Origin of the sequence: Streptomyces sp. NPDC057280 (genome assembly GCF_042668605.1) — a bacterium.
Classification (GTDB): Bacteria; Actinomycetota; Actinomycetes; order Streptomycetales; family Streptomycetaceae; genus Streptomyces.
Map to the genome: position 1 here is coordinate 951,222 of NZ_JBHUYR010000002.1, position 23,586 is coordinate 974,807.

Sequence of the window (23,586 nt, forward strand, 5' to 3'; positions counted from 1 at the left end):
TGCTCACCGCCACGCGAAGGAGTCGCTGACGATGCGCCAGGGATCGACGTTGTCCGCGTTGACCGGGCCGGACAGGGTCAGGTCGACCTCGTGCCCCGCGCGATAGAAGGCATACCGTTCGAACGCGTCCCGCACGACCTTGCCGGTCACCGGGTCCTTCCCCGAGTCGCCCTGGTAGGTCAGCAGGACCACGCGGCCGGCGTGCCGCGTCACCTCCGACACCTTGGGAGCGGCGAACTTCGGCACCTGGGAGCGCAATTGCGGTATCACCTTGCTGGTGACCGAGCCGGTCGTCGGCGCGGCGGCGGCGGAAACCGCCGTGATCTTCACAGTGTTGAGCTTGTCCGTGAACACGGTGGTGCTGCCCTGGCCGGTGCGGGCCCAGCCCTCGGGCACCTTGACCGTGAAGCCGGTGAAAGAACCGCCGCTCGGCTGGTAGGCGACGAAGGCCTGGTTGTCGGGGATGTCGCCGGGAGGGTTGGACTCGGTGGGCGCCGCGTTGTTCTGCCCGCCGCCGCCCCCGCCTCCGCCTCCGGAGGAGGAACCGGCCGGGGACGTCGTCGAACTGGAGCCCGAACCCGAACCGGTCCCGGAGCAGCCCGCGGTCACCGCTGCCACCAAGGCCAGTCCGACGACTGCGTACGTCCGTGTGCGTGATGCCATGACCACTGCCCTCCAGCGGAGCCCTCGGACCTGATGACGGTCCACGTCACCGACGCTAGGGAGCGGCCGGTTAACGCCCTGCTCGCGACGGGTTAGAGGACGGCAAAAGCGTGTGGCGCAGCACGTCCGCCCAGGTGAACGGCCCGCATGATGGGCTCATGAGACAGCGCGTGGTGCGAGTCGCCCTGACCGCCGCTCTGGTCGCCGTCGTCCTCCTCGCGGTCCCGCTCGCCCTGGCCATCAGGTCGACCCTGTACGCCGACCAGCGCGACACCCTTGAGCGGTCCGCCCTGGCCGGGGCCGTACGGGTGAGCCCGGACTACGCGACCGGCGACCCGGCGGAACTCCCCAGGCCCCCGGTGGGCGGGCACCTGGGTCTGTACGACCCGCAGGCGCGGCTGCGGGCGGGCAGCGGTCCCCGTGCGGGCGACGCCCCGGTCCGACGCGCCCTGGGCGGAGAGGCCGTACGGGGCCACTCGGGCGGTGATCTGGTGGTCACCGTGCCTGTCTCCCACGCCGAGCAGGTGATCGGAGTCGTGCGGGTCTCGTCCCCCGCGGCCTCCGTGCGCGACCGCGTCCTCGTCGCGTGGGCGGTGTTGCTGGGGGTGGCGGCGTTGGCGCTGGCCGTCGCGGTGGTCGTGGCCCGCCGTCAGGCCCGGGCCCTGGCGGCCCCGTTGGAGGATCTGTCCCGCCACTGCCGGGCCGTGACCGAGGGCGACCTGAACGCCCGTGCCGCCCGCAGCAGCATCGGCGAGATCGACCAGGTCGCCCGCACCCACAACGAGATGCTGCGCAGCCTCTCCGAGCTCCTTCGCCACGAACGCGACTTCACCGCCAACGCCTCCCACCAGCTGCGCACCCCGCTCACCGGTCTGCAACTCGTCCTGGAGGCGGGCCTCGCCCAGGACGACGACGCCGGCCTGCGCCCCGTCCTGACCGAAGCACTGGCCACCACCCACCGCCTGCACCACACGGTGGAGGAGGTGCTGCGTCTGTCTGGTGCCGCCAAGGTGTCCCCCTCCGCCGCCGGGAAAATCGCGGTGGGGCAACTGCTGCGGGACGCCGAGGAGCGGTGGCACGGCCTGTTCGCCAGGGACGGCAGACGCCTGGAGTGCGCCGCGCGGGACACACCGACCGATGTCCTGGTCCCGGGCGCGCCTGTGTCGGAGGTGCTCGGCATCCTGCTGGACAACGCCCGCGTGCATGGGCGCGGGACGGTCCGGGTCACCGTGCGGGACCTGGACGACGCCCTCGCCTTCGACGTGAGCGACGAGGGTGCCGTGGCGGGGGAGCCGGCCCGGCTGTTCGACCGTGGGCACACCGGGGGCGGACCGGGGGCGGGTATCGGATTGGCGCTCGCCCGGGACCTGGCCGTCTCCCTGGGCGGCAGGATCTTCCTGGCCAGTGCTCGCCCCGCCACCTTCACCTTGCTCATTCCCGTCGACCGGGACGAGGGGCCGGAGTCGTCCGCGTGAGAGAACTGCTCGACAGGGCTGTGGCCGTCTCTCGGTCTTGAAGAAAAGCAGACCTGCCTTGATGAAGACCCGACCGCTTCTTCCGTGTGCGTTCACACATGCGCCGTTTCCGGTACGCAAGACGCGACTCTGATGGGCCCGCCTCGCAAATCGCCCCAAAGAGCCGGGAGATGCACACATGTCCAGAAGTCATGTCAGACTCGCAGCCGTTCTCGCTGCCGCCGGAGCCCTGACCGGCGTCACCGCCCTCCAGCCCCCGGCGTTCGCCGCCTCCCACCACCAGCCCCACGCCAAGCACGTCCTGCTGATCTCGGTCGACGGACTGCACCAGTCGGACCTGGCCTGGTACGTCTCCCGGCACCCGAACTCGGCACTGGCGCGCCTGGTCGGCGGCGGTGTGGAGTACACCCACGCCAAGACCACCACGCCGTCCGACTCCTTCCCCGGCATGGTCGCCCAGGCGACCGGCGGCGGCCCCGGCACCACCGGCATCTACTACGACGACACCTACAACGCGGCGCTCCTGCCCGCCGGGACCACCAACTGCAAGGCCGTCAAGCCCGGTGTCGAGGTGGACCTCACGGAGGACCTGGACAAGAACCAGGCCTCCATCGACGCCGGTCAGGGCCTCACCGGCCTGCCGGACAGCATCCTGTGGATGACCGGTAACCCTGCGAGTCTGATCAACGCCGCCAAGCTGCCGGTCGACCCCAAGACCTGTAAGCCGGTCTACCCGCACTCCTACCTCAAGGTGAACACCGTCTTCGAGGTGGCCCGCAGCGCGGGCCTGCGCACCGCATGGTCGGACAAGCACGCGGCCTACGAAATCCTCAACGGGCCCTCGGGCACCGGCATCCAGGACCTGTTCACGCCCGAGATCAACAGCGACGCCCTCGGCTACCCGGCGGGCGACGACTGGACCAAGGACAACCAGGCCACCGAGCAGTACGACGGCTACAAGGTGAAGGCCGTCCTCAACGAGATCGACGGCTACGACCACAGCCGTAGCCACAAGGTCGGCACCCCGGCGATCTTCGGCCTCAACTTCCAGTCGGTGTCCACCGCGCAGAAGCTGCCCGCCTCCGACGGCCTCAAGGGCGGCTACACCGCCAAGAACGTGCCCGGACCGCTGCTGGCGAAGAACCTGGACTTCGTCAACGCGCAGATCGGTGCCCTGACTTCTGAGATCACCAAGCGGCACCTGGCCGGCAGCACCACGGTCATCCTGTCCGCCAAGCACGGTCAGTCGCCCACCGACCCCACCGCGCTTACCCGGATCGACGACGGCCCGCTGCTGGACGGCCTCAACGCCGCCTGGAAGAAGCTCCACCCCGCCGCCGGCGATCTGGTCGCGCACTCCGTGGACGACGACGCGATGCTGCTCTGGCTGACCGACCGCTCGCAGGCCGCCACCGAGTTCGCCAAGACGTACCTGCTGGCGCAGAGCGGCACCGGCACCGACATCAACGCCGCGCCCAAGGGCTTCACCCGCAGCGGACTCAGCAAGGTCTACGCAGGGAAGGCCGCGGCCCACTACTTCCACGTCGAGGCCGGCGACGCCCGTGTCCCGGACATCTTCGGCATCGCGCAGTACGGCGTCGTCTACACCGGCGGTACCAAGAAGATCGCCGAGCACGGCGGCTCCCACGCCGACGACCTAGACGTTCCGCTGGTGGTGTCGGGCGCCTCGGTTCCGGACGGCGTGCGCAACTCCGCCCACGTGCAGACCAAGCAGATCGCACCGACGATCCTGAACCTGCTCGGTCTGAGCCCCCGCTCTCTGCAGGCCGTGCGCGAGGAGCACACCCCCGTCCTGCCGATCCGCTGAGTGGTTCAGTGAGCACCGGCCCGACGCGGGCGGGCCGCCCAGGTGGATGTCACCTGGGCGGCCCCGTGCCGGGCGGGGTCAGCCGTTCGGACCTGCCGGGGTCGTGGTGGTCTTGAAGCCTTCGGTCTTGTTGGCCTGGAGGGCGAAGTCGTTGGTGAACGTCTTGCCGAGATCCACCGACCCCTTCACGTTGCCGACCAGTTTCTCCGTCGCCAGGGAGGTCTTCGGACCGCCGGCCGGCATGATGCCGTCCGGGAGGAACTGACCCTTGTCCTCGGTCAGGGCCGAGATGTAGTCGGCCTTGGTCACCAACTGGTTCGACACGTACGACGCGGGCAGCTTGTTCGCTATGTCGGCCGCGCTGTGGGTGTTGATCCAGTGCATGGTGGCGACGAGCGCGTCGACGACCTTCTGCACGGTGTCCTTGTGCGAGTTCACCCAGTCGGTGCGGGCGAGCACACTGGCCGCGGGATAGGCGCCGCCCATCGCCGCCGTGGCACCCTGCGTGGTGGCCAGGTCGATCGCGGAGCTGCCGACGCCCTTCTTCTGGATCGCGGCGACCGTGGGCTGCGTCGTCATGGCGCAGTCGACCTTGCCGTTCTGCAGCGCGGCGATGGCGGTGGAGCCCGCACCGACCGCGATCCGGTGGAACTCGCTGCTCTTGACGCCCTGCTTGGCGGCCAGGAACTGGGTGAGGGTGTCGGTTCCCGAGCCCAGGTCGGTGACACCGAGTGTCTTGCCCTTGAAGTCGGCGCCCGAGGTGACGCCCGACTTCTTGGTGCACATCTCCCGCTCGCCCGGTGCACCGGACAGCTGGACGACGTCCTCGACGGCCTTGCCCTTGGCCTGGAACTCGATGGTGTGGTTGTACCAGGCGCCGGCCATGTCCACCTGCCCCGAGGCCATGGCCTCCTCGGCGCCGACGCCGCCGTCCTGCTCGGTGCTGAGCTCGACGTTGACGCCGTACTTCTTGTAGAAGCCCAGTTGCTGCGCGAGCTGGTACGGCAGGTAGATCTGCTTGTCGATGCCGCCGACCATCAGCTTGACGGTCGGCGTGCCACCCGAACCGACGGTCGAGGCGGAGGAGTTGCCGGAGGAACAGGCGCTGACCGCGCCGAGGGCGAGAACGGTGAGGAGAGACGCGGCGACGGCGACGGGTCGTCTGGACATGGCTGACCACATTCCTTTGCTGAGGGTGAGGGTTCCGGTACGGATGAGAGGCGGGGGCGTCAGATGGAGTTGGCGGCCTCTGAGGGGGCCGGCGGGCGCCAGGACAGCAGCCGGTGTTCGAGCTTGCCGATCAGCCACTCGGCGCCGAGCACGATGACCGAGATGACGAGCATCGTGGCGAACACGCCGTTGGGGTCGAAGTTGTTCTGCGCGGTCTTGATGACCAGGCCGAGGCCGCTCTGTGCGCCGAGCACCTCGCCGACCAGCGCGCCGACGATGGCGAAACCGAAGGCGCTGTGCAGGCTGGCGATGATCCAGGTGAGTGCGGAGGGCACGGTGACGTGCCGGATCGTCTGCCACTGCGAGGCGCCGAGGACCTTGGCGTTGGCGAGGATGTTGCGGTCGACCTCGCGGACGCCCTGGAAGGCGTTGAAGAAGACGATGAAGAACACCAGCACGGCGGCGAGCAGGATCTTCGGCAGCACACCGATGCCGAACGCGACGATGAAGATCGAGCCGAGGACGATGCGCGGGATCGCGTTGACCATCTTGATGTAGGGGCCGAGCACGTCGGCGAGGAAGCGGCTCTGGCCGAGCGCGACGCCGAAGACCACTCCGGTGACGGCTCCGAGGGCGAAGCCGGCGAGCGCCTCCTGGATCGTGGTCCAGATGTTGGCGTAGAAGGTCCCGAACTCGGTGCCCTGCCGGAAGAGATCGACCAGCCGTTGGGCGATGCCGGATGGCTGCCCGAAGAAGAACTTGTCGACGATTCCCCAGGCGGTGAACGCCTGCCAGCCACCGAGGACGAGGACGGCGAGACCGATGCGTCCCGCCCACACCAGCGCGGTGCGCCGCCGGACGGCGCTCCTGGCGGCGGCCGCGGCTGACACGGGTGAGCCGTCCTTGGCTGGGGCCGTGGAGAGGGTGGATGCCGTGGTCATGCCGTACCTCCTGCGGTGCGTGCGTAGGCGCGCTCCACCTCCTCGCGCAGCGAGTCCCAGATCTGGTGCTGGAGTTCGATGAAGCGGGGCTGGAAGCGGATTTCCTGGACCGAGCCGCGGGGGCGGGGCAGGTCGATGTCGAAGACGGCCTTGACGGAGCCGGGGCTGGACGTCATGACGACGACCCGGTCGGCGAGCGCCACGGCCTCGTCGAGGTCGTGGGTGATGAAGATGACCGACGGTCGGATCTGCTCCCACAGGCCGAGCAGTTCGGTCGACATGATCGCCTTGGTCTGCACGTCGAGGGCGCCGAACGGCTCGTCCATGATGAGGATCCGGGGTTCGTTGATCAGTGCCGCGGCCATCGCCACGCGCTTGCGCATGCCGCCGGAGAGCTGGTGCGGGTAGCGGTCCTCGAACCCCGTCAGGCCCACTCGGCGCAGCCAGTCGCGTGCCGATGCCTGGGCCTGCTGCTTGGGCACCCTGCGGAAGACCGGGCCCATCAGGACGTTGCCGAGGACCGTCTTCCAGGGCAGCAGCGCGTCGCTCTGGAACATGAAGCTGACGCCGTCGGTGACGCCGTCCACCTCACGGCCGCCGACCTTGACCGAGCCCTCGCTGGGCCGGTCGAGCCCGGACACCATGCTCAGCGTCGTCGACTTGCCGCAGCCGGTCGGGCCCACCACCGCGCAGAACTGGCCCGGCTCCACGGTGAACGAGACGTCCTGCAGCGCCGTGAACACCTCACCCGCGGGAGTCAGAAACCGTTTGGTGAGTCCTGAGATCTCGACTCGTGCGCTGTCCCGGCCGGTCTTCTCGGCGCCGGGGCTCGTCGCAACGTCGTTTCGCGAAGCCATCTGAGGCTGTCTCCTTCCTGACCTCGGAGGTCGAGGAAGGCAGACGCTAGAGGCCGGCGGGTGTTACGTCGCTGTTTCAGCCGTATCTCGCGTTAGCCGTGTTAGCCATGCTTTTGCTCGTTCTGCTCAGTAGGCCGGGGGTGGGCAGAAGGCCGGTGACGGGGGCACAATCACGCCACCACGGGTACGGCGCAGGGGCCGCGCCCGGGCCCCGTACGACAGGCAGAGACACCCGTGACACGCATCCGTATCCCGATCGGCCGCGGTGGGAAGGGGAGGCTCTCCGCGCGGATTCTGGCCAACCAACTGGCCATCCTCGCGCTGACCGGGCTGATCGGTTTCGGGCTGTTCGCCTTCGCGCAGCGAGGCGAGATCGACCGTGCCTACGAGAAGCGGGCCCTGGCCATCGCCGAGACCACGGCCGCCGAACCGCAGATCCGCCACGCCATGCAGTACGGGGGCGGCGGCGACGTGGTGCAGACGGTCGCCGAGCGGATCCGCAGGGCGTCGGGCGCGTCGTACGTGGTCGTGCTCGACCTGCGCGGTATCCGCCACTCGCACCCCGACCCGGCGCTGGTCGGTGAACCGACGGGGGACCGGATCGTGGTGCTGGACGGCAGGACGCACGTCGGCACCGACCAGGGCGCGACGGGGCGTTCCGCCAACGGCAAGTCCCCGCTGTACGGGCCCACCGGCAAGCTGGTCGGCGAGGTGTCCGCGGGGATCCCCGAGCACTATGTGCTGGGCGAGCTGTGGCGGGAGCTGCCCACCTTCGGCCTGTACAGCGCCATCGCCGTCGCCCTCGGCTCGGCGGCCGCGTTTCTGCTGGCCGGACGGCTCAAGCGGACGACGTTCGGGCTGGAGCTGGAGGAGATCGCCGGCCTGTTGCAGGACCGGGAGGCGATGCTGCACGGAATCCGTGAGGGAGTCGTCGCCTTCGACCCGGACGGCCGGATCACGCTGGTCAACGACGAGGCCCGCGACCTGCTCGGACTGGGCACCGCGCTCGGCAGCACGCTGGCGGAAGTCCTGCCCGACGGGCGGCTGCGCCGAGCCCTGGACGGCACCCTGGCGGGCGGCGACATCAGCGTGCTCACCGACGACCACTGCCTGGTCGTCAACCGGATGCCGGTCGCCTTGCACGGACGGGAACTGGGCGCCGTGGTCACGGTGCGGGACCGCACCGAGCTGATCGGTCTGCTGCGCGAGCTGGACTCGGTGCGCGGGCTGACGGACGCGCTGCGCGCCCAGCAGCACGAGTTCACCAACCGTATGCACACGGTGGCCGGGCTTCTGGACATCGGCGACCACGACGCCGCCTACGAGTTCGCCGTCGAAACGGCCGGTGCCGAGCAGGCGCTGACCGAATCCGTACGGGAACGGATCGGCAACCCGCTGCTCGTGGGACTGATCGTCGCCAAGACCACGGTGGCCGCGGAACGCGGGGTGCGGATCGTGCTCAGCGAGGACTCCGCCCTCGGCGCGGACCCGCCGCATCTGCCCCGGCTGCTGACCATCATCGGCAACCTGCTGGACAACGCGATCGAGGCGTCCGCGACCGGACCGGCGCCCTCGGGCGGTGCCGAGGTCTGTCTGTCGCTGATCGAGGCCGTCGACGTGGTGCGGGTGGAGGTGGCCGACACCGGCCCCGGCATCCCGCCGGACACCGCCGAGTCCATCTTCGAGGACGGCTGGTCGACCCGTCCGGACCGCGGCACCGCCCGGCGCGGCCTCGGCCTCGCGCTCGTCCACCGGCTGGTGCAGCGGCACGGCGGCACGATCGCCGTCACTGAAGGACGCGGCGCCGTCTTCACCGTGATGCTGCCGGTGCCCGACACCGCGCCAGGCCCAGGGGGCGGCCTGGTCACGACGGCTTCACCGGTACTGGACGGCGTGGGGGGAGGTGATCGCTGGTGATCCGGACGCTGGTGGTGGAAGACGACTTCCGGGTGAGCCGCATCCACTGCGACTACGTGTCCCGTGTCCGGGGCTTCGAGGTGGTCGGCCGGGCGGCGACGGTGGCCGAGGCGCTGGCCGCGGTGCGCGACCTCCACCCCGACCTGCTGCTGCTCGACATCTTCCTGCCGGACGGCAGCGGACTGGACGTGCTGCGCCGGCTGAGCGGCGACGAGGGCGGCGACCGCCCCGACGCCATCATGATCACCGCGGACCGGGACATCACCTCGGTACGGATCGCGATGAAACTCGGCGCCGTCGGATACCTGGTCAAGCCCTTCGGCGCACCCGACCTCGCCGAGCGGCTCACCGCCTACCGGGAACTCCAGCACCGTATGGACGCCCTGGGTACGGTCCCCGAGACCGATCAGGCCGACGTGGACGCCCTGTTCAGCGCCGCCCGGCCGCCGGCCGTGCCCCGTATCCCTGCGAAGGGGCACTCCGCGCCGACGCTTGCCCTGTTGCACCAGACCCTGCGCGGCGCGCCCGACGCTCTGTCGGCTGCGGAGGCCGCCGAACGTACCGGTGTCTCCCGTGCCACGGCTCAGCGTTATCTCTCCTACCTGGTCAAGGAGGGCATGGTCCGTCTCGAACTTCGCTACGGGGCGACCGGCCGCCCCGAGCACCTGTATCGCATCACGCACTGAGCGGACGCTCTTGTTCTTGAGCCTGTCCGCTTTGTTCATCGAGCCCGTCCGCGGTGTTCACGGTGACGCAGGGCAGGGCGGGTGCCGACGACCTGCCGTCCGCACAACCCTGCTCGCGGCTGTCTTCTGCAGCAGCCCGTAGGCGAGCACCGGCAGGAGCAGGTGTGGTTTGTCGGGCAGCGCGGTGGTGATCAGGACCGCGCTCGCGCTGCTGTTGTTCATGCCGCAGGCGAGCGTCAGCGAGGAGGAGGCGGGGCCGTCCAGATGGAGGAGCCGCGCGGCGGTCCGGCCCAACGCGAAGGACAACAGGCAGACGAGCGCAGCCACGGCCAATGCGGCGGCGAACAGGAGGGGGCGTGGGTGGGCGAGGAACGAGCCCAGGGCGCCACTGGCGTTGACGTAGGTCAGGACGAGTGATCCGGTCAGCGCCACGGGCACGATCACACGCAGGGACCGGTCGAGCCACGCCGTCGGCAGTGCGAGTCGGAACAGGATGCCGACGGCGCAGGGGAGGACCACGGTGACGAGGGCGAAGCCGCCGTTGACCGTGCGGCCGGTCGTTGCGAGCGTGTCCGCGTAGCCGCCGTCGAGGAGCGGCACCAAAGTGGTGATGACCAGCGGGATGGTGAGCGGGCTCAGGAGGGTGGAGGCGAGGACGAGTCCCACCATGGTGGGCTGGTCACCGGCACCCTGGCCGGTCCAGACGGTGGCTCCGGCGGCCACCGGCATCGCCACGATCAGGATCATCGAGGTGATCAGCCCGCTGCCGCCGTCGCTGTCCGGCGTGCGGTGCAGTCCGAACGCGACGACCGGGATGACCAGGAGCGGGATCGCGAGGTGGAGGACCATCCCGGCCAGCAGGGTGGTCGGCCTGCGGAGCAGACGGCCCAGTTCACGGACGGGTACCTGGAGTCCTGCGGAGAAGAGCACCAGGGACAGCAGCAGCGGGGCGGTGCTCAGGGGCAGGCCGGTGACCGTGCCGATCGGCACGATGTGGTCGCGACGCAGCCACAGGCCGGGGTCGGGCAGGAGGAGGGCGGCGACGTAGGACAGCACGACAGCCCGGCCGAGCCGACGGTGCAGCCAGGTCGTCACCGGGTCGGCAGGCGGTGGGGAGGCAGTCGGACGGCTCAAGGCGGCCTTCTTCCATGGCGGCGGAGGGGACGGGGCGGAGCGCCGCTATGCAGGAGCCGTGATCACGAGTCGTCATGTCACTGATAGTGCTCGGATGAGGCGGATGTGCCAGCCGATGACGCACGGCGGTCAGGATGCGTTCAGGTCTCCCGTGGCGCACCGGCCCCCTTCTGGCTGATGAAGGTGCCGAACGTGCTGCTGTAATCACGTCATCCGGCGGGCAGGTCGATCAGGAATCGTGCTCCGGGGGTGTGCTCGGGGTCGTGGGAGACCTCGCCGCCGACGGCGCGGGCCAGGCGCCGCGCGAGCGGCAGTCCCAGGCCCGCCCCGTCGTGCCCGTCGCCGAAGTCCGCGCGGCGGCCGGGCTGGAAGAGATCGTCGAGGAACTCCTCCGGTACGCCGGGACCGTCGTCGGTGACCTCGATGCGGACGCCGCCCGGCTGCTGCCGCGCGGACACGGTCACCGTGGCACCGGCATGGCGAACGGCGTTGGCCAGCAGCGGGCTGACGATGCGTTCGAGAAGAGCGGGGGCGACGCCCGCCTCCATCTGCTGGTCCGGCACGTCGACGACGGTCGTCAGCTGTTTCCGTGCGTCGAGGTCCTCGACCAGTCGCCGCAGCACGGGAGCGACAGCGGTGGCACCGACGGCCGTGGTGGTGTCCCGCGCGCCTTCGCGGGCGTCGTTCAACAGGGTGTCGCAGATGGTGCGCATGGTCTGGGCGGCCTCCGCGATCACCTCGTGGGTGGCGTTAGTCTCGGCGGCCGAGCGCGGGCGGGCCTGCCACCAGTCGAGCTCGACGACGATCCGGGTGAGCGGAGTGCGCAGTTCGTGGGACAACTCCCCGGTCAGCTGCTGCTCGTGACGCAGCACCGTGCGGATGCGGTCCAGCAGTGCGTCCAACGAGGTGCCCAGGCGGGCCAGTTCGGCCGGCTGGTCCTCGGCGCCGAAACGCTGGTCGGAACCGACGGCGCTCCACTGGGTGGCCTGGTCGGTCATGGTGCGCACGGGGCGCAGCGCCCGTCCGACAGCCAGCCGCGTCAGCGCGTAGGTGCACGCGAGCATGACGGCGTCCAGGATCAGCGAGCCGGACAGCAGGATGCCGGCGGAGTTGCGGTAAGGCGCGAGATCCACGGCTGTGACAACGGTGGCGGTGCTGCGAAGGCCGGACACGGGGTGGGAGCACAGGCGGACGAAACGGGGGTTGCCGGTCCGCACCGTCGCGCAGACCGGCCCGGCCCGCGCGGCGAGCCGGTCGGCGGCCCGGGTCAGCGCACTGCCGGCCGTGGCGGACGGTGGTTTCTCCAGCAGCCGTGTCCCGGCGTAGATCCACACGTTCGCGTCGAGCAGGCTGTCGTTGACGGTCTCCAGGACCCGCACTCGGGGCCCCCTGGTGTCGACGGTGGTGGCGACGGCGGCGGCACGGTTGCGCAGTTCGTCGTCGGCCTGGTGCTGGAGGTGCCGGTCCATCGCGGTGTTGAACACAACGGTCAGCACGGTCATCAGGAGCGCGGCGGTGGTCAGTGCCACGAGCGAGAGCCGACCACGCAGTGTGCGGGGCGCCAGTCGGCGCGCGAGCCGGTTCATGCCAGCCGGTGCCCGATCCCGCGTGTCGTGGTGAGGCCGAGGCCGCTGCCCGCTTCGCGCAGCTTGCGGCGCAGTCGGCTCAGATACTGGTCGAGGGTGTTGTCGCTGACCTGGGCGCCGTCCGGCCAGGCGGCCCTGACCAGGTCGCGACGGGACACGAGGGTGCCACCTGCGGCCATGAGCGTGGCCAGCAGACGGAACTCCGTGGGGGACAGGTCGATGTGGACGCCCCCGACGTGCGCGCTGTGCCGGGTCGCGTCCAGGACCAGGTCTCCGACGGTGGCCATGGCCGCTGGTGCGGCCCGTTTGAGTGCGGCCCGAAGCCGGGCGACGAGTTCGGCGAGATGGAACGGCTTGGGCACGTAGTCGTCGGCCCCGGCGGAAAACCCGGACAGCCGGTCGGTGAGGTGATGGCGGGCCGTCAGGAAGATGATCGGCGCGGCGAACCCACCCGCGCGCAGCGCCTGGCAGACGTCCCGGCCGTCCGCGTCGGGCAACCCGACATCCAGGACGACGGCCGCGATGTCGTCCGTGGCCAGCCGCAGGGCGGTGGCCCCGTCGGCGGCGGGCACGGGGTCGAAGTCCTCGTCGAGCAGGCCGCGACGCAACACGTCACGCAGGGCGTGATCATCCTCGACGACCAGGATCTTGTGGCGCATGGCCCTCCGTTGGACTGTCCGGCGCACGGGGCGTGCCGGAGACGAACGAGGCGGGCAGCCACCGGGCCATCGCGTACAGGCACACTCCGAGCCATCCGGTGGCGAACAGCCAGCCGCCGATGACGTCGGTGAACCAGTGCACGCCGAGATAGACCCGGGACAGGCCCACCAGCACGCCCCAGCACCCGATGACGACCCGGAGCGAGGTGGCGCCGCGCGGGGCGCGCAGTGAAACGGCGAGGATCAGCAACCCGGCGGTGAGGGCCGCTGTGGTGGTGTGTCCCGAGGGGAACGCCCAACCGCCTGCGGACGCCGCCCAGTCGGCATGGGCGGGACGCGGCCGCTGGACGGCTTCCATCACCCCGTAGCGCAGCGCCTGACCGGTTCCCAGACAGGCAAGGCCCAGCGCGGCGGCCCCCATCCGTCGCCGTGCGGTTCGTCCCGCGACCATGCCCGCCAGCACGGCGAGGACGTAAGGCACGACACCGCTGCCGGTATCGGTCACACCTCGGGCCAGAGCCAGGGCGACATCCGGCCGATGGCCGAGCGACCATCTCAGGAAACCGTCGTCCGGCCACAGCGGTGCGCCATTCTGGCCGATCACCACCATCGTGAGGACGCCGAACGCCACCCAAGCACCGAGACCGACCGTCCCGGCCAGGTCGCCGGCGTCGCGCCGATTCATGACGCGCTCAGCAGCCGGCGCAGGCTGCCGGAGCCGATCCACCGGGCCATCGATCCCGACCACCGTCGAAGTGCGAGCATCGCCACCAGGGAGACGAGGCCACCGACCAGCACGCCTGCCACGACGTCGTGCGGATAGTGCGCGCCGACCCACACCCGCGAGACCGCCATCGCCAGGGCCGCCACTGCAGCGACCGCCCCCAGCCGACGCGAGACGAAGAACAGGGCCACGGCAGCGGCGGCCGCGATCGCCGCGTGATTGCTGGGGAAGGACCAGTCGCCGGGCGCCGGACACGTCTCCAGGGTCTTCACCCGAAGGCTCTGGCATGGCCGGTCCTCGCGCACCGCCAGCTTCACCAGGGCATCCACGCCGTACGCGACGAGCACGAACACCGGTACGGCCAGCGCCCTCACCGCAGCCGCGTCACCACCCCGTCGAGCGAACCACCAGCCCACGATCGCGAGCACGGCGAACGCCGCGAGCCCGTACGTCGACCAGAACGACACCGCTCCGTCCAGCCAGGCCGGCGCATGCCGAGTCAGACGCACTACGTCCAGATACGCGGAGCCGTCGACAGACGACCCGTCGAAAGCCATGATCACCTGTATCCTCCCTCGGGCCGGCCGCTCCGGCGTGCCCTGTAGACCTCGGCTGCCAGGGGGATCAGCGACACGAAAACGATCAACGCCACGAGCGGGAGCAGGTAACGGTCGACGTTCGGGATCGACGAGCCGAGCGCGTACCCCGCGAGGGTGAGTCCGAGGCTCCACACCAGGCCGCCGATGATCTGCCACAACGTGAACGTGCGCACCGGTACCTCCAGCGCGCCGGCCATCGGGTTGAGTACGGTCCGCACCACCGGCACGAAACGGGCCAGCGTGATCGCCTTCGCATGGCCGTATCGCTCCAGCAGTTCCTCGGCGCGTTTCGCACCCTCGCGCAGGCGCTGCGAGCGGCTACGGGCCAGCAGTGCCCCACCCGCCTTCCGGCCGAGCAGATAGCCGCACTGCGCCCCGGCCAGAGCGCCGGCCGCAGCCGCGACCAGGAGTGGTCCCAGCGACAGGTGCACACCCGACTCCGCCGAGCCCGTGCACAGCAGACCGGCCGTGAAGAGCAGCGAGTCACCCGGCAGGAAGAAGCCGACCAGCAGCCCTGTCTCGGCGAACATCACCACTCCGACGCCCAGCACGCCGAACGCCGCCAGCAGCGAGTGAGCGTCCAGCACGTTCACGGCCAGCTGTGATGCCGGATGGATCGGTGTGGTCATGGCAAGGCGGCCTTTCCAGCAGGTGACTCGGTGTCTGCGATTCGACCAACCGCGTGTACGTGGCCTGGAGGGAACCGCACTCGCCGAGCCTACATCTACAAGATGTAGTAGATGTTCTGTGGGTGGCCGGATGCAAACGGCCACTCAAACGGAACCCGAGGCGGAGGAGACGGGCGTCATGGCTGACACCTATCGCACAGGAACCGGCACCTGGACTCCGCGGCGTGCGGCCACGAACCCGACGGCGCCACCCCCGACCCCCGGCCGGGTATCCGGTGTCCCGGGCGCCGGGCCCCAGCAGTTGCATCGAGGGATGACCCTCGTGGCCACGATCAGCCTGTTCATCGGGACACGGGCCGCCTGGACCACCGCCATGGCCTCACGCCCGGCCGTCGCCGGCCTCATCTCCGTCTGCTACGCCTCGATCCTCGTCTGCGCCGCTCTCAGCCTCCTCGTAGGGAGCCGTCGCGCGCTGACCAGGGTCGACGCCGTCGTACTGATGACCGCAGTCGCCCTGGTGATCTGCGGCTATCTGCTCGATCACGCGGGCACCGACGAGGGAGTGCTGACCGCCCAGGCAGCGAACGAGATCCTGCACGGCCGTCCCGTCTACGGCCAGCCGTGGCCCTGGCTGTTCGGCTCACCGCGCGTCGGGATCACCAAGACCATGTCCGGGGGCGCCGACTACACCTACGGCTACCCGCCGCTGACCGCGCTGCTCGCGGCCCCGGTGCACGCCGTCGTCCACTCGACGGCGGCCGCCACCCTGGTCACCACAGTCGCGCTCCTTGCCTCCTCGGCACTGCTGTGGTTCTTGCTTCCGGCACCCTGGAGGTCAGCCGCCACCGCGGTCTGTCTCGGCTTCGGCATCCTGCCCCACTACGCCTACGCCGGCTACCCGGCGATCACGGCTCTCGCCCTGCTCGTCCCCGTGGTGGTCCGCTGGCCCGCAACCGGTGAGGGCGGCCGCCTCGGCACAGGGGGAGTGCTGCGGGCGGCGTGCCTGGGTGCCGCCTGCGCGGCCCAGCAACTCGCCTGGTTCCTGGTCCCGTTCCTGCTGATCGGCCTGTACGCCGTCAGGCGCGGGGAACTCGGTCCGAGGCGGGCTCTGGCGGTGACCGCCCGTTACGCGGCTGCCGCCGCTCTCACCTGCGCGGCGGCCAACGGGTACTTCGCCGTCGAGGGCTTCTCCGCCTGGCTGCAGGGCGTACTCCTGCCGCTCGACCAGAAGGCGATCCTGCACGGCCAGGGCCTGATGGGCATCTCCTATTACTTCACACACGGCAGCGGCCGCCTCGACTACTACTCCTACGGCAGCCAGCTGCTCCTGCTCGGGCTGCTCGTCGCCACCCTGCTGTTCGTCCGGCGACTCGGCCCCGCCCTCACCGTCCTGCCATGGGTCGCGTTCTACCTCGCCATCCGCTCCCAGGACGGCTACTTCCTGCTGATGACCCCGCTGTGGCTCGCGGCCGCCGCCACCGTCCCGGCCGCCGCGTTCGCCACCGCCTGGCAGCCGCGACTGCCCCACGTCGCGAGCCGTGCGAAGGCAGTCTTGGCGGGCGGGTTGCTCGCGCCCGCCCTGGTGTGCGTCGCGATCGCCGCGGCGAGCCCGCCGCCCCTGCGCATGAGCCTGTCGCCGCGCTTCGCCACGCATCACGCGCGCGTCGGTGTCACCGCCATCGACGTGCGGGCCGTCAACACCACCGGTACGGCGCTGTCCCCGCACTTCGCGAGCCGTACCGGCCAGGGCGCCTCCAACTGGTGGACCATCTCCTCCGGCCCCGCAGTGCTCGCCCCGCACGCCTCCGCCGAGTACCACGTGAAACCCGCGGGAGGATTCCGTGCCCTGCCCGGCGGCCGCGGTCCCGGGACCTACCTCATAGCCGTCACTGGTACCCCGATGACGATCACCACGGCCCACATCTCGGCTGCTCCTCCCGTGATCCAGTAGCGAGGGCGCCAGGCGGGCCTGCACGCGCAGGCGCGCCTGGCGAAGCCGCGGCAGCTGCCGGCGGGGCGTGCTGCCGGGCCGGTACCCCGACTGTTCGGCGTTCGTGCTGGTCAGCCGTGGTCGCGTAGCGGGCCGACGTCGTAACCCCGTTCTTGGCAGGTGTCGAGGATCCGGGGCAGCGCGCCCAGCGCCGAGCGCCAGGCGCCGGGGGAGGAGGTGCAGTCGGAGTCGTGGAGCAGGATCGTGCCGCCGCCGTCCAGGTCGGTGGTGATGGTGCGGTGGACGGAGTGCGGGGTGGCGCGTGCCGTCCAGTCCTCCCCCCAGCAGGTCCACAGCACCGGGGTCAGGTCGAGGCGGCGGGCCGCGAGGTGGGCCGCGGTGGACATGACGCCGTACGGGGGCCGGAAGAGCGAGGGCTGCCGTCCGGTGATCGCGGCGACGGTGTCGCGGGCTCGGCGGAAGTCGTCGTAGGTGGCGCGCGGGCCACGCAGCAGCAGGGGGCGGTGCAGCCAGCCGTGGACGGCGACCTCGTGACCGGCCGCCGCGATCTCGCGGACCAGGCCGGGGGAGCGGTGTGCCTCGCTGCCGAGTAGGAAGAACGTGGTGTGCACCCCGCGCCCGGCGAGCAGCCGTAGAAAGTGCGGGGTGGAGCGGGGGTCGGGGCCGTCGTCGAAGGTCAGGGCGATGTGGTTGGTGCGGCCGCGGCCCGAGAGACGGGGCATGAGGCGGTTGCGCAGTGGTCCGAAGGTGGAGACGACGGGTGCGGCGTGGGCGGCGGCGAGGAGGGGTACGGCGGCGAGGGCGGCCGTGCGCAGCGTCGGGGCGATGTTCACGAGTGGTCGTCCTCCGACGGGGAGGTGTGTTCCGGTGGGAAGCCGTCCGGGTCGAGGTGGTGGCTGATGGTGTGGATGAGGTCGGGACCGTCGTAGGTCGTCGCCACCCCGGTGGCGACGGCGCCGGCGCACACGACGGACGCGAGGACGGCCGTGGCGGCGAGCCGGCGCGTCGTCCGGTGCCGGTGTGCAACCGGGCGGAAACCCCGGCCGGGGACTCCGGACCGGTGCACGCGCGCAATCTCGGCCGTCGGGCAGCCGTCGGGGGACTGAGCGAACAGGGCGAGTCCCGTTGCCCGTTGCCGGCGTCCGAGCGGGCCGTCGATCAGGTCGCACAGCACCGCCTTGAGGTCGGCCGGGTCGCGTATCCAGACGGCCGCACCGGCCTCGTCCAAGGCTGCGGCGTTGGTCAGCCCGTGCCCGGGTATGCAGCGGTAACTGGCGACGGGCAGGCCGCAGGCGAATGCCTCCAGGGAGGTGAGCCCGCCGGCGTTCTGGACGAGGACGTCGGCGGCGTGCATCAGGGAAGGCATGTCGTCGATCCAGCCGAAGGCATGGTCGATGCCGTCGGCGCGCAGCTGTTCGGCCAGGGCCTCGTTGCGGCCGCAGACGACGACCGGGACGGCTGCGCCGCAGTCACGCAGCTCCCGGGCCACCGTACGGACCGGGCCCACCCCCCAGGACCCGGCGACCAGCAGAGCCAGCGGTGCGTGGGACGGCAGCCCGAACCTCTCCCGGGCGCGGCCACGCTCCCGTACGTCGCAGGGCCGGAAACGGGGGTCCGTGACCGGCCCGCGCACTCGCACGTCCCGGGCCCCGGCCGTGCGCGCCTGGGCGGCGGGCACGGCGTGGGCGGCGAGGTGGACGTCCACGCCCGGCGCGACCCACAGCGGATGCACCGAGAAGTCGGTCAGATAGGTGAGGACCGGCACGGCCAGCCGACCGTCCAGGCGCAGGTTGCCCAGGACTCGGCTGGCCCCGGGGTAGGTGGAGACGACGGCGTCGGTGCCCGGCGGCAGGGCGCTCAGTACCCGGTCCTGTGCCGTGCGCAGCAGCGCCCGCGCCACCGGGCCGCCGCCCCCGGCCCGCTCGGTGCTGGAGTAGATCCGCTGGTAGGCCCAGGGGGCTCGCACCAGCATCCGGTGATAGCCCTCTTGGACCGTGCGGCCCAGGTGGGCGGGGAGCAGGTCCAGCAGGTCGAGGCGGTCCACGGCGTAGCCCTGCGCGGTGAGACGGCGGGCGAGTTCGGCGGCGGCACCGTCGTGACCGGCCCCGACGCTCGCGGAGACGATAGCGACCCGCCCCGAGCCGGGCGTGGCGGCGGACTGCGGTGGAGGGGTGCCCGTGAGTGTGGGTCTGGGCGCACTCGCGCGGTGGGGCATGGGTTTCCTCCGCAGGGACGGGAGCGATGGAACTCTACGAGTTGTAGTAGTTCGCGGATCGAAGCCCGGAGCATACCTCCTACAACTAGTAGGAGGTGGGCGGGTAGTCTGTGCGGACGGTCGGCGAACGGAGGCATCCGGTGCAGGAACGAGAGGACGGCGGCGCCCGCGAGGCGTCCGGCAGGCGGGCCCGCGGCGAACTGGAGAGCGATGTGCTCGCCGCGCTCTGGGGCGCCGACGGCCCCCTGACCGCCGGCCAGGTCCGGGACGCGTTGCCGGGCGACCTGGCCTACACGACCGTCCTGACCATCCTGTCCCGGCTGTACGACAAGGAGATGCTCGTCCGACACCGCGAGGGCCGCGGCTACGCGTACGAGCCTGTGCGTGACGAGGCGTCGCACACCGCCCAGCGCATGCGGTCGCTGCTTGAAGGTGGTTCGGACCGCGAGGCGGTCCTGGCCCGCTTCGTCTCGGAACTGTCCGAGCAGGACGAGCACGTGCTGCATCAGCTCCTGTCCGGGCACGACGCTCGCACCGGAGATGATCGCTCGGCAGGGAGGGCGTAAAGCCGTGCTGATCAGTGTCTACGTCCCCTTCGCAGTCACGGCTGTGCTCGCCGTGCTCGCACCCCGACTGGCGCACGTGCTGCCCCCGCGCCGCGCTGCCTGGGCCCTGGCCTGCGCCGCGCTCGTGACCGCGATCGGCTGGGCGGGGGCACTCGCCTTGCTCGCCTTCACCGGCGTGGCACAGATTCCGGAAGTCGCGGAGGAGGGCCGCTGGTCGGTGGCCGCCCTGCAAGCCGAGGATCCGGTCTACCTCGTCGTCGCGGGAGGCAGCGCCCTCATGCTGGCCGTGAGCGTCGTCTCGCTGGGCGTGGCCGTCGTGGAACAGGTCCGCCTCATCGTCCGGGCGCGGCGGGAGTGCGCCCGGCTGCCGGAGGAGACGGAGCTGGTCGTGATCGACGACGACGTCCCGATGGCCTTCGCGTTGCCCGGGTCACCGGGCCGGATCGTGGTCTCCCGGGGAATGCTGCGCTCTCTCAGCGACCGCGAGCGCGAGGCCCTCCTCGCACACGAGCGTGCTCACCTGCGTTGCCGTCATCACCTCTTCCAGATCCTGTGGCAGCTCACGGCGGCCTTGAACCCGCTGCTGCGGCCGCTGGCCATCGCGGGCGGATTCGTCCTGGAACGCTGGGCCGACGAGGAGGCCGCGCAGCGCGTCGGCGACCGAAAGACCGTCGCGCACGCCGTCGGGCGCGCCGCGCTGGCATCCGCCGGTACCTCGTTCCCGGCCGCACTGGCCGCGACCGGCGGGGCGGTGCCGCAACGGGTGCGGGCCCTGCTGGCCCCGCCGCCCCCGCGCCGGAACCTCCCCCTGGTCGCGGGTGGCCTTCTGCTCGCCGCGTGCTGCGCGAGCCTCGCCAACGCTGCATCCGACAGCGATCAGATGGTGGACAGTGCGCAGTGCGCGGCGTATGCCGCCACGGCGAGCGCACCAGTGGCCGGAGAACACCGGCATGGGCCCGACTTCTGCTTCGGGGAACACGATCGCCGGGAACTTCAGGAGCACCGCCCGTAACGAGGCGGCCGGACCTGTCGGCTACGCGTAGTCAGGTCGCCCGCAGTCCGCGGCCGAACCAGTCCTTGCTGTCGCGGAGCCGGGCAGGGCGAAGAAGCACAGTGAGCCTTTTCCAACCTCACGCTGATGCGTGGTGAAGGACGAGGACGGCCTTCACCACATCGGTGATTCGGTTGGTGCTGCAGCGGAGCTTCCGCAGGAGGCGCCAGCCCTTGATGGTGGCCATGGCCCGCTCGCCGAGGCAGCGGATCTTGGCGTGGGTGATGTTGTGGCGACGCTTCCATCGCTTGGGGCGGCGGCCCCGAAACGGAACCCGAACGGATCCGCCGGCGCCTTGATACGCCTTGTTCGCCCGATGATCCCGTGCTGCCGCGCGGCGGTCAGGTCGTGGGTCGAGCCGGGCAGAGCCAGCGAGGCCCAGAGCAGTCGTCCGAAGGGATCGGTGAGGACCTGGACGTTCATGCCGTGGCGTTTATGTTTCCCGGAGTAGTACGGGGTGTCGGCGGCGATGCGGTCGATGGGCAGCAAGGTGCCGTCGAGGATGACGAACGCCTTCGCCCGGATCGTCGTCATCGCCTCCTCCAGGGACGGGGCGAGGGCGGCCAGGGCCTCGACGGCTTCACGTATGTAGCGGTACGCGGTCGCGATCCCGATGCCGAACCCGGCGGCGAGCTGGGCGTAAGTGTCACCGCACCGCAGGTGGGCCAGGGCGAGCAGGGCCTGACGTCCGGCAGGAAGGCGCCGCCACCGCGTTCCGATCTCATGCCGCCGGGCTGTCAGTTGCCCGGTCAGGAACCGCAAGGTGCGGCTGGACAGATCAATCGAGGACGGGTAGACAAGCACGCGAAGCTCCTGGCGGACACGGGTGATCTTGGTCGAGAACCCGTCTACCAGGAGCTTCGCCGTTGCGCAGGACAGTCCAACTCGCGGTCAGCACCGCCAGCTTGAAAAGGGCTCACTGAACCCTGAGAGCGGTGACGACATGTCGTGAATGGGGGTGGGCGCTTTCGCGTGGCACGGACTTGGTGCGGTGATGGTCGGGCCCTCCCTGTGTGACCACCTGGGCCTGCCCGTCTCTGCGTCGACTTGTTGCGACCGACCGCCTCGATGTCCGGGGTGTCACGCGTTGGATGCACGTGGATCGCTCGTGGCCACCGATTGCGTACGGCTTGGGGCATGCCTGCGCTGGGCGAGGTAGTCCAAGACGCTGTGGCGGGCCTCGGCGGCGGGTTCTGGGTGTCTACAAGGAAGAAGGGGCGAGAGCTGTGGCGGGGTGGTGGGGTCCGAGGAAGACGACGATGCCCGTGCCCTCGGGAGAGGGGTGGGTGGCCTGGGTCCAGCCCTGCCGGCGGTAGAAGGCGACGGCGCGGGGTGAGCGGACGGAGGTGAGCAGCCAGGAGCGCCCCTCGGGGGTGTCGTCGGTGACCGCTTCCAGCAAATCGGCGGCCAGCCCTGTGCCGCGAGCGGACGGCTGGACAGCGAGTTCGTCGATCTCGCGGGCACCGCACAGCCACTCCACGGTGCGCCGCGCTCCCAGTCCGGCGGCGGCCTGCGGATAGCAGCGGTCGGTCGGGAAGGGGGCCGCGGTCGTCCAGGCGGTGGCGAAGCCGGCGACCTCGGTGCCTGCGAAGGCGAGCGCCGCGGTGAAGCCGGGACGCCGGACGTTGTCCACCAGCCGCCCCACGAACTCGACCGCCCGCTCCTCGTCCTCGTTCCAGGGCGGGGCGCAGAAGGCTTCGACGTATACGGAGTGCAGGGCGTCGGCGTGCTTCAGCAGGTCCTTGCCGCGGAAGACGCGGATGTCGAAGCGGCTGTTGGTGCCGGTGACCGCGGGGGAGCCCACATCTTCTCCTTGTAGCCAATCATTTGTTGTTGCGAGTAGTGTGCAATAAGCCTCCTCGGATGTGTACCCGGGCGCATGAGATCTGATCGACTGCGCCGGAGGAGCCGGCGGCACGGGCACCGGCCCGCGCCGCCGTCCCGTACCGGATGCGGGGCGCTGTTTCGCCTGACAGCGTCCGTCCCATGGCAGTGCCCCGCATCCATATGAACTTCGCCTACGGCTGGGCGTTCTCCAAGCCGGTCCGCAAGGTCTACTGCAACCTCACCATCACCGGCCTCTCCGTCGCCGTCGCGCTCATCATCGGCACCGTCGAGCTGCTGGGCCTGGTCGCGGAGAAGGCGGATCTGCATGGCCCGTTCTGGGACTGGGTCTCGGGCCTCGACCTGAACATCATCGGCTACGTCATCGTCGGCCTGTTCTTCGCCACCTGGGCGGTCGCCCTGCTGGTGTGGAAGGTCGGGCGGATCGAGGAGAAGTGGACGGCGGGCCTGGCGCAGTCGGCCCCCGTGGAACAGGCCGCCGACTAGGGCGATTCGAGCCCACTCGTCGCCGGTCAGGCGCAGCGGGCGCACTGGCCGTAGACGAGAAGCGCCCCCTCGGCGTCGGGACGCAGGCCAGTCAGTTCCGCGAGCCGGTCCACCGCCTCGGTTAGGTGACGGCTCGACAGGCCCGTGACGCTGCCGCACTCCCGGCACACGGTGTGGTGGTGCGGTTGTCCCGAGATGCCGTAGCGCGCCGGCCCGGGGCCGTGGACCGCGTGGACGAGACCCGCCGCCGTCAGCGCGTCCAGCGCGCGGTACACGGTGGTCGGGTCCACGGCATGCCCGGAGAGGGCGAGTTCCTCGCAGACCTCGGCTGGCGAGAGATGCCGATCCGACGCCGACAGCAGGACCAGTAAACCGAGGCGGCCCGGCGTACAGCGCAGCCCGTGCCGCTTCAGCCGCGCCCGGGCCTCCGCCCGCACTGCTGCCGCCGCGTCACGCGCCGGCTGCTGGACCACGCTCACGCTTGCGCCCCTTCCCCGCGGCCGGTGCCCGACGGCAAAGACTTGGTGGCAACTGCCCCGCCACGGCCCCGAGTCCTAGGTCCAATGCCTGACCGTCGGCGACACTTCTTGCTGCTAGCGTGCAG

Annotated in this window: 21 protein-coding genes and 2 pseudogenes; 8 read left to right on the forward strand and 15 right to left on the reverse strand. The window is 70.7% G+C overall.

The annotated features are described in order from the left end of the window. Positions 1–3: 3 nt before the first annotated feature. Positions 4–663, reverse strand: a complete 660-nt coding sequence (locus ACFUO4_RS14835) for a hypothetical protein (RefSeq protein ID WP_383484167.1) — start codon at positions 661–663, stop codon at positions 4–6. Between the two features lie 158 nt (positions 664–821). On the opposite strand from ACFUO4_RS14835, the gene ACFUO4_RS14840 reads away from it, so the two are divergent. Both ACFUO4_RS14840 and ACFUO4_RS14845 read left to right on the forward strand, forming a co-directional pair. Next, the gene (locus tag ACFUO4_RS14840) at positions 822–2,138 is read left to right on the forward strand and encodes a histidine kinase dimerization/phospho-acceptor domain-containing protein (protein ID WP_383484171.1); all 1,317 of its coding nucleotides are present in this window, start codon (positions 822–824) and stop codon (positions 2,136–2,138) included. Between the two features lie 178 nt (positions 2,139–2,316). Next, the gene (locus ACFUO4_RS14845; protein WP_383484174.1) at positions 2,317–3,966 is read left to right on the forward strand and encodes an alkaline phosphatase family protein; all 1,650 of its coding nucleotides are present in this window, start codon (positions 2,317–2,319) and stop codon (positions 3,964–3,966) included. Positions 3,967–4,044: 78 nt separating this feature from the next. Here the strand turns inward: ACFUO4_RS14845 and ACFUO4_RS14850 are convergent, their stop codons facing one another. Genes ACFUO4_RS14850 through ACFUO4_RS14860 form a run of 3 tightly spaced genes read right to left on the reverse strand, consistent with a single transcriptional unit; the run spans position 4,045 to position 6,934 of the window. After that, positions 4,045–5,136, reverse strand: coding sequence for an ABC transporter substrate-binding protein (locus tag ACFUO4_RS14850; protein WP_383484177.1), 1,092 nt, complete (start codon positions 5,134–5,136; stop codon positions 4,045–4,047). Positions 5,137–5,195: 59 nt separating this feature from the next. Next, on the reverse strand, positions 5,196–6,077 hold the full coding sequence (locus ACFUO4_RS14855) for an ABC transporter permease (RefSeq protein WP_383484180.1): 882 nt from the start codon (positions 6,075–6,077) through the stop codon (positions 5,196–5,198). After that, a complete protein-coding gene (locus ACFUO4_RS14860; protein ID WP_132837391.1) occupies positions 6,074–6,934 on the reverse strand; it encodes an ABC transporter ATP-binding protein in 861 nt (286 codons plus the stop codon). Before ACFUO4_RS14860 ends, ACFUO4_RS14855 begins: the two co-directional genes overlap by 4 nt. Before the next feature lie 234 nt (positions 6,935–7,168). Here ACFUO4_RS14860 and ACFUO4_RS14865 point away from each other — a divergent pair, with 234 nt between their 5' ends. Then, complete coding sequence (locus ACFUO4_RS14865; protein ID WP_383484183.1) at positions 7,169–8,851, forward strand: ATP-binding protein; 1,683 nt, start codon at positions 7,169–7,171, stop codon at positions 8,849–8,851. Further along, positions 8,848–9,537 carry a response regulator gene (locus ACFUO4_RS14870; RefSeq protein ID WP_383484186.1) on the forward strand — a complete coding sequence of 230 codons (690 nt, stop codon included), beginning with the start codon at positions 8,848–8,850 and terminating at the stop codon, positions 9,535–9,537. Before ACFUO4_RS14865 ends, ACFUO4_RS14870 begins: the two co-directional genes overlap by 4 nt. A 57-nt stretch (positions 9,538–9,594) precedes the next feature. Here ACFUO4_RS14870 and ACFUO4_RS14875 read toward each other — a convergent pair whose 3' ends face one another. The 6 genes from ACFUO4_RS14875 to ACFUO4_RS14900 form a co-directional block, all read right to left on the reverse strand. Further along, a complete protein-coding gene (locus tag ACFUO4_RS14875) occupies positions 9,595–10,671 on the reverse strand; it encodes a sodium-dependent transporter (protein WP_383484189.1) in 1,077 nt (358 codons plus the stop codon). Positions 10,672–10,880: 209 nt separating this feature from the next. Next, a complete protein-coding gene (locus ACFUO4_RS14880) occupies positions 10,881–12,257 on the reverse strand; it encodes a sensor histidine kinase (RefSeq protein ID WP_383484192.1) in 1,377 nt (458 codons plus the stop codon). Next, a complete protein-coding gene (locus tag ACFUO4_RS14885) occupies positions 12,254–12,916 on the reverse strand; it encodes a response regulator transcription factor (protein WP_383484195.1) in 663 nt (220 codons plus the stop codon). Before ACFUO4_RS14885 ends, ACFUO4_RS14880 begins: the two co-directional genes overlap by 4 nt. Beyond that, entirely contained in the window at positions 12,885–13,601 is a 717-nt protein-coding gene (locus tag ACFUO4_RS14890; RefSeq protein WP_383484198.1) for a phosphatase PAP2 family protein, read from the reverse strand. Before ACFUO4_RS14890 ends, ACFUO4_RS14885 begins: the two co-directional genes overlap by 32 nt. Continuing rightward, complete coding sequence (locus tag ACFUO4_RS14895; RefSeq protein ID WP_383484201.1) at positions 13,598–14,203, reverse strand: phosphatase PAP2 family protein; 606 nt, start codon at positions 14,201–14,203, stop codon at positions 13,598–13,600. Before ACFUO4_RS14895 ends, ACFUO4_RS14890 begins: the two co-directional genes overlap by 4 nt. Further along, positions 14,200–14,868 (reverse strand): DedA family protein, encoded by a 669-nt coding sequence (locus ACFUO4_RS14900; protein WP_383484204.1) that lies wholly within the window; start codon positions 14,866–14,868, stop codon positions 14,200–14,202. Before ACFUO4_RS14900 ends, ACFUO4_RS14895 begins: the two co-directional genes overlap by 4 nt. Before the next feature lie 313 nt (positions 14,869–15,181). Between ACFUO4_RS14900 and ACFUO4_RS14905 the strand changes: the two genes are divergently transcribed. Next, entirely contained in the window at positions 15,182–16,819 is a 1,638-nt protein-coding gene (locus ACFUO4_RS14905) for a hypothetical protein (protein ID WP_383484207.1), read from the forward strand. A 110-nt stretch (positions 16,820–16,929) separates the two neighbouring features. Here ACFUO4_RS14905 and ACFUO4_RS14910 read toward each other — a convergent pair whose 3' ends face one another. Both ACFUO4_RS14910 and ACFUO4_RS14915 read right to left on the reverse strand, forming a co-directional pair. Further along, on the reverse strand, positions 16,930–17,652 hold the full coding sequence (locus ACFUO4_RS14910) for a polysaccharide deacetylase family protein (protein ID WP_383484210.1): 723 nt from the start codon (positions 17,650–17,652) through the stop codon (positions 16,930–16,932). Next, positions 17,649–19,034: a glycosyltransferase gene (locus tag ACFUO4_RS14915; protein WP_383484213.1), complete on the reverse strand. Its 1,386-nt coding sequence runs from the start codon at positions 19,032–19,034 to the stop codon at positions 17,649–17,651. Before ACFUO4_RS14915 ends, ACFUO4_RS14910 begins: the two co-directional genes overlap by 4 nt. 140 nt (positions 19,035–19,174) lie before the next feature. Between ACFUO4_RS14915 and ACFUO4_RS14920 the strand changes: the two genes are divergently transcribed. Beyond that, the gene (locus tag ACFUO4_RS14920; RefSeq protein ID WP_383484216.1) at positions 19,175–19,600 is read left to right on the forward strand and encodes a BlaI/MecI/CopY family transcriptional regulator; all 426 of its coding nucleotides are present in this window, start codon (positions 19,175–19,177) and stop codon (positions 19,598–19,600) included. A 4-nt stretch (positions 19,601–19,604) separates the two neighbouring features. Then, a complete protein-coding gene (locus tag ACFUO4_RS14925; RefSeq protein WP_383484219.1) occupies positions 19,605–20,612 on the forward strand; it encodes a M56 family metallopeptidase in 1,008 nt (335 codons plus the stop codon). A gap of 118 nt (positions 20,613–20,730) precedes the next feature. On the opposite strand, the pseudogene ACFUO4_RS14930 reads toward ACFUO4_RS14925, so the two are convergent. Continuing rightward, a pseudogene (locus tag ACFUO4_RS14930) lies at positions 20,731–21,455 on the reverse strand (transposase family protein). Between the two features lie 397 nt (positions 21,456–21,852). Beyond that, positions 21,853–22,455 (reverse strand): GNAT family N-acetyltransferase, encoded by a 603-nt coding sequence (locus tag ACFUO4_RS14935; RefSeq protein ID WP_383484222.1) that lies wholly within the window; start codon positions 22,453–22,455, stop codon positions 21,853–21,855. A gap of 203 nt (positions 22,456–22,658) precedes the next feature. Here ACFUO4_RS14935 and ACFUO4_RS14940 point away from each other — a divergent pair. Next, positions 22,659–22,982: pseudogene (locus ACFUO4_RS14940) on the forward strand (HoxN/HupN/NixA family nickel/cobalt transporter); the annotation flags it as partial. A 26-nt stretch (positions 22,983–23,008) separates the two neighbouring features. Here ACFUO4_RS14940 and ACFUO4_RS14945 read toward each other — a convergent pair. Beyond that, complete coding sequence (locus ACFUO4_RS14945; protein ID WP_383484225.1) at positions 23,009–23,461, reverse strand: Fur family transcriptional regulator; 453 nt, start codon at positions 23,459–23,461, stop codon at positions 23,009–23,011. Positions 23,462–23,586: the final 125 nt, after the last annotated feature.

Bases quoted from the DNA above. Each gene is read 5' to 3' on its own strand.
- ACFUO4_RS14860 (WP_132837391.1), bottom strand. From the start codon at position 6,934: ATGGCTTCGCGAAACGACGTTGCGACGAGCCCCGGCGCCGAGAAGACC.
- ACFUO4_RS14890 (WP_383484198.1), bottom strand. From the start codon at position 13,601: ATGAATCGGCGCGACGCCGGCGACCTGGCCGGGACGGTCGGTCTCGGT.
- ACFUO4_RS14835 (WP_383484167.1), bottom strand. From the start codon at position 663: ATGGCATCACGCACACGGACGTACGCAGTCGTCGGACTGGCCTTGGTG.
- ACFUO4_RS14915 (WP_383484213.1), bottom strand. From the start codon at position 19,034: ATGCCCCACCGCGCGAGTGCGCCCAGACCCACACTCACGGGCACCCCT.
- ACFUO4_RS14855 (WP_383484180.1), bottom strand. From the start codon at position 6,077: ATGACCACGGCATCCACCCTCTCCACGGCCCCAGCCAAGGACGGCTCA.
- ACFUO4_RS14880 (WP_383484192.1), bottom strand. From the start codon at position 12,257: ATGAACCGGCTCGCGCGCCGACTGGCGCCCCGCACACTGCGTGGTCGG.
- ACFUO4_RS14840 (WP_383484171.1), top strand. From the start codon at position 822: ATGAGACAGCGCGTGGTGCGAGTCGCCCTGACCGCCGCTCTGGTCGCC.
- ACFUO4_RS14850 (WP_383484177.1), bottom strand. From the start codon at position 5,136: ATGTCCAGACGACCCGTCGCCGTCGCCGCGTCTCTCCTCACCGTTCTC.
- ACFUO4_RS14885 (WP_383484195.1), bottom strand. From the start codon at position 12,916: ATGCGCCACAAGATCCTGGTCGTCGAGGATGATCACGCCCTGCGTGAC.
- ACFUO4_RS14900 (WP_383484204.1), bottom strand. From the start codon at position 14,868: ATGACCACACCGATCCATCCGGCATCACAGCTGGCCGTGAACGTGCTG.
- ACFUO4_RS14845 (WP_383484174.1), top strand. From the start codon at position 2,317: ATGTCCAGAAGTCATGTCAGACTCGCAGCCGTTCTCGCTGCCGCCGGA.
- ACFUO4_RS14905 (WP_383484207.1), top strand. From the start codon at position 15,182: ATGACCCTCGTGGCCACGATCAGCCTGTTCATCGGGACACGGGCCGCC.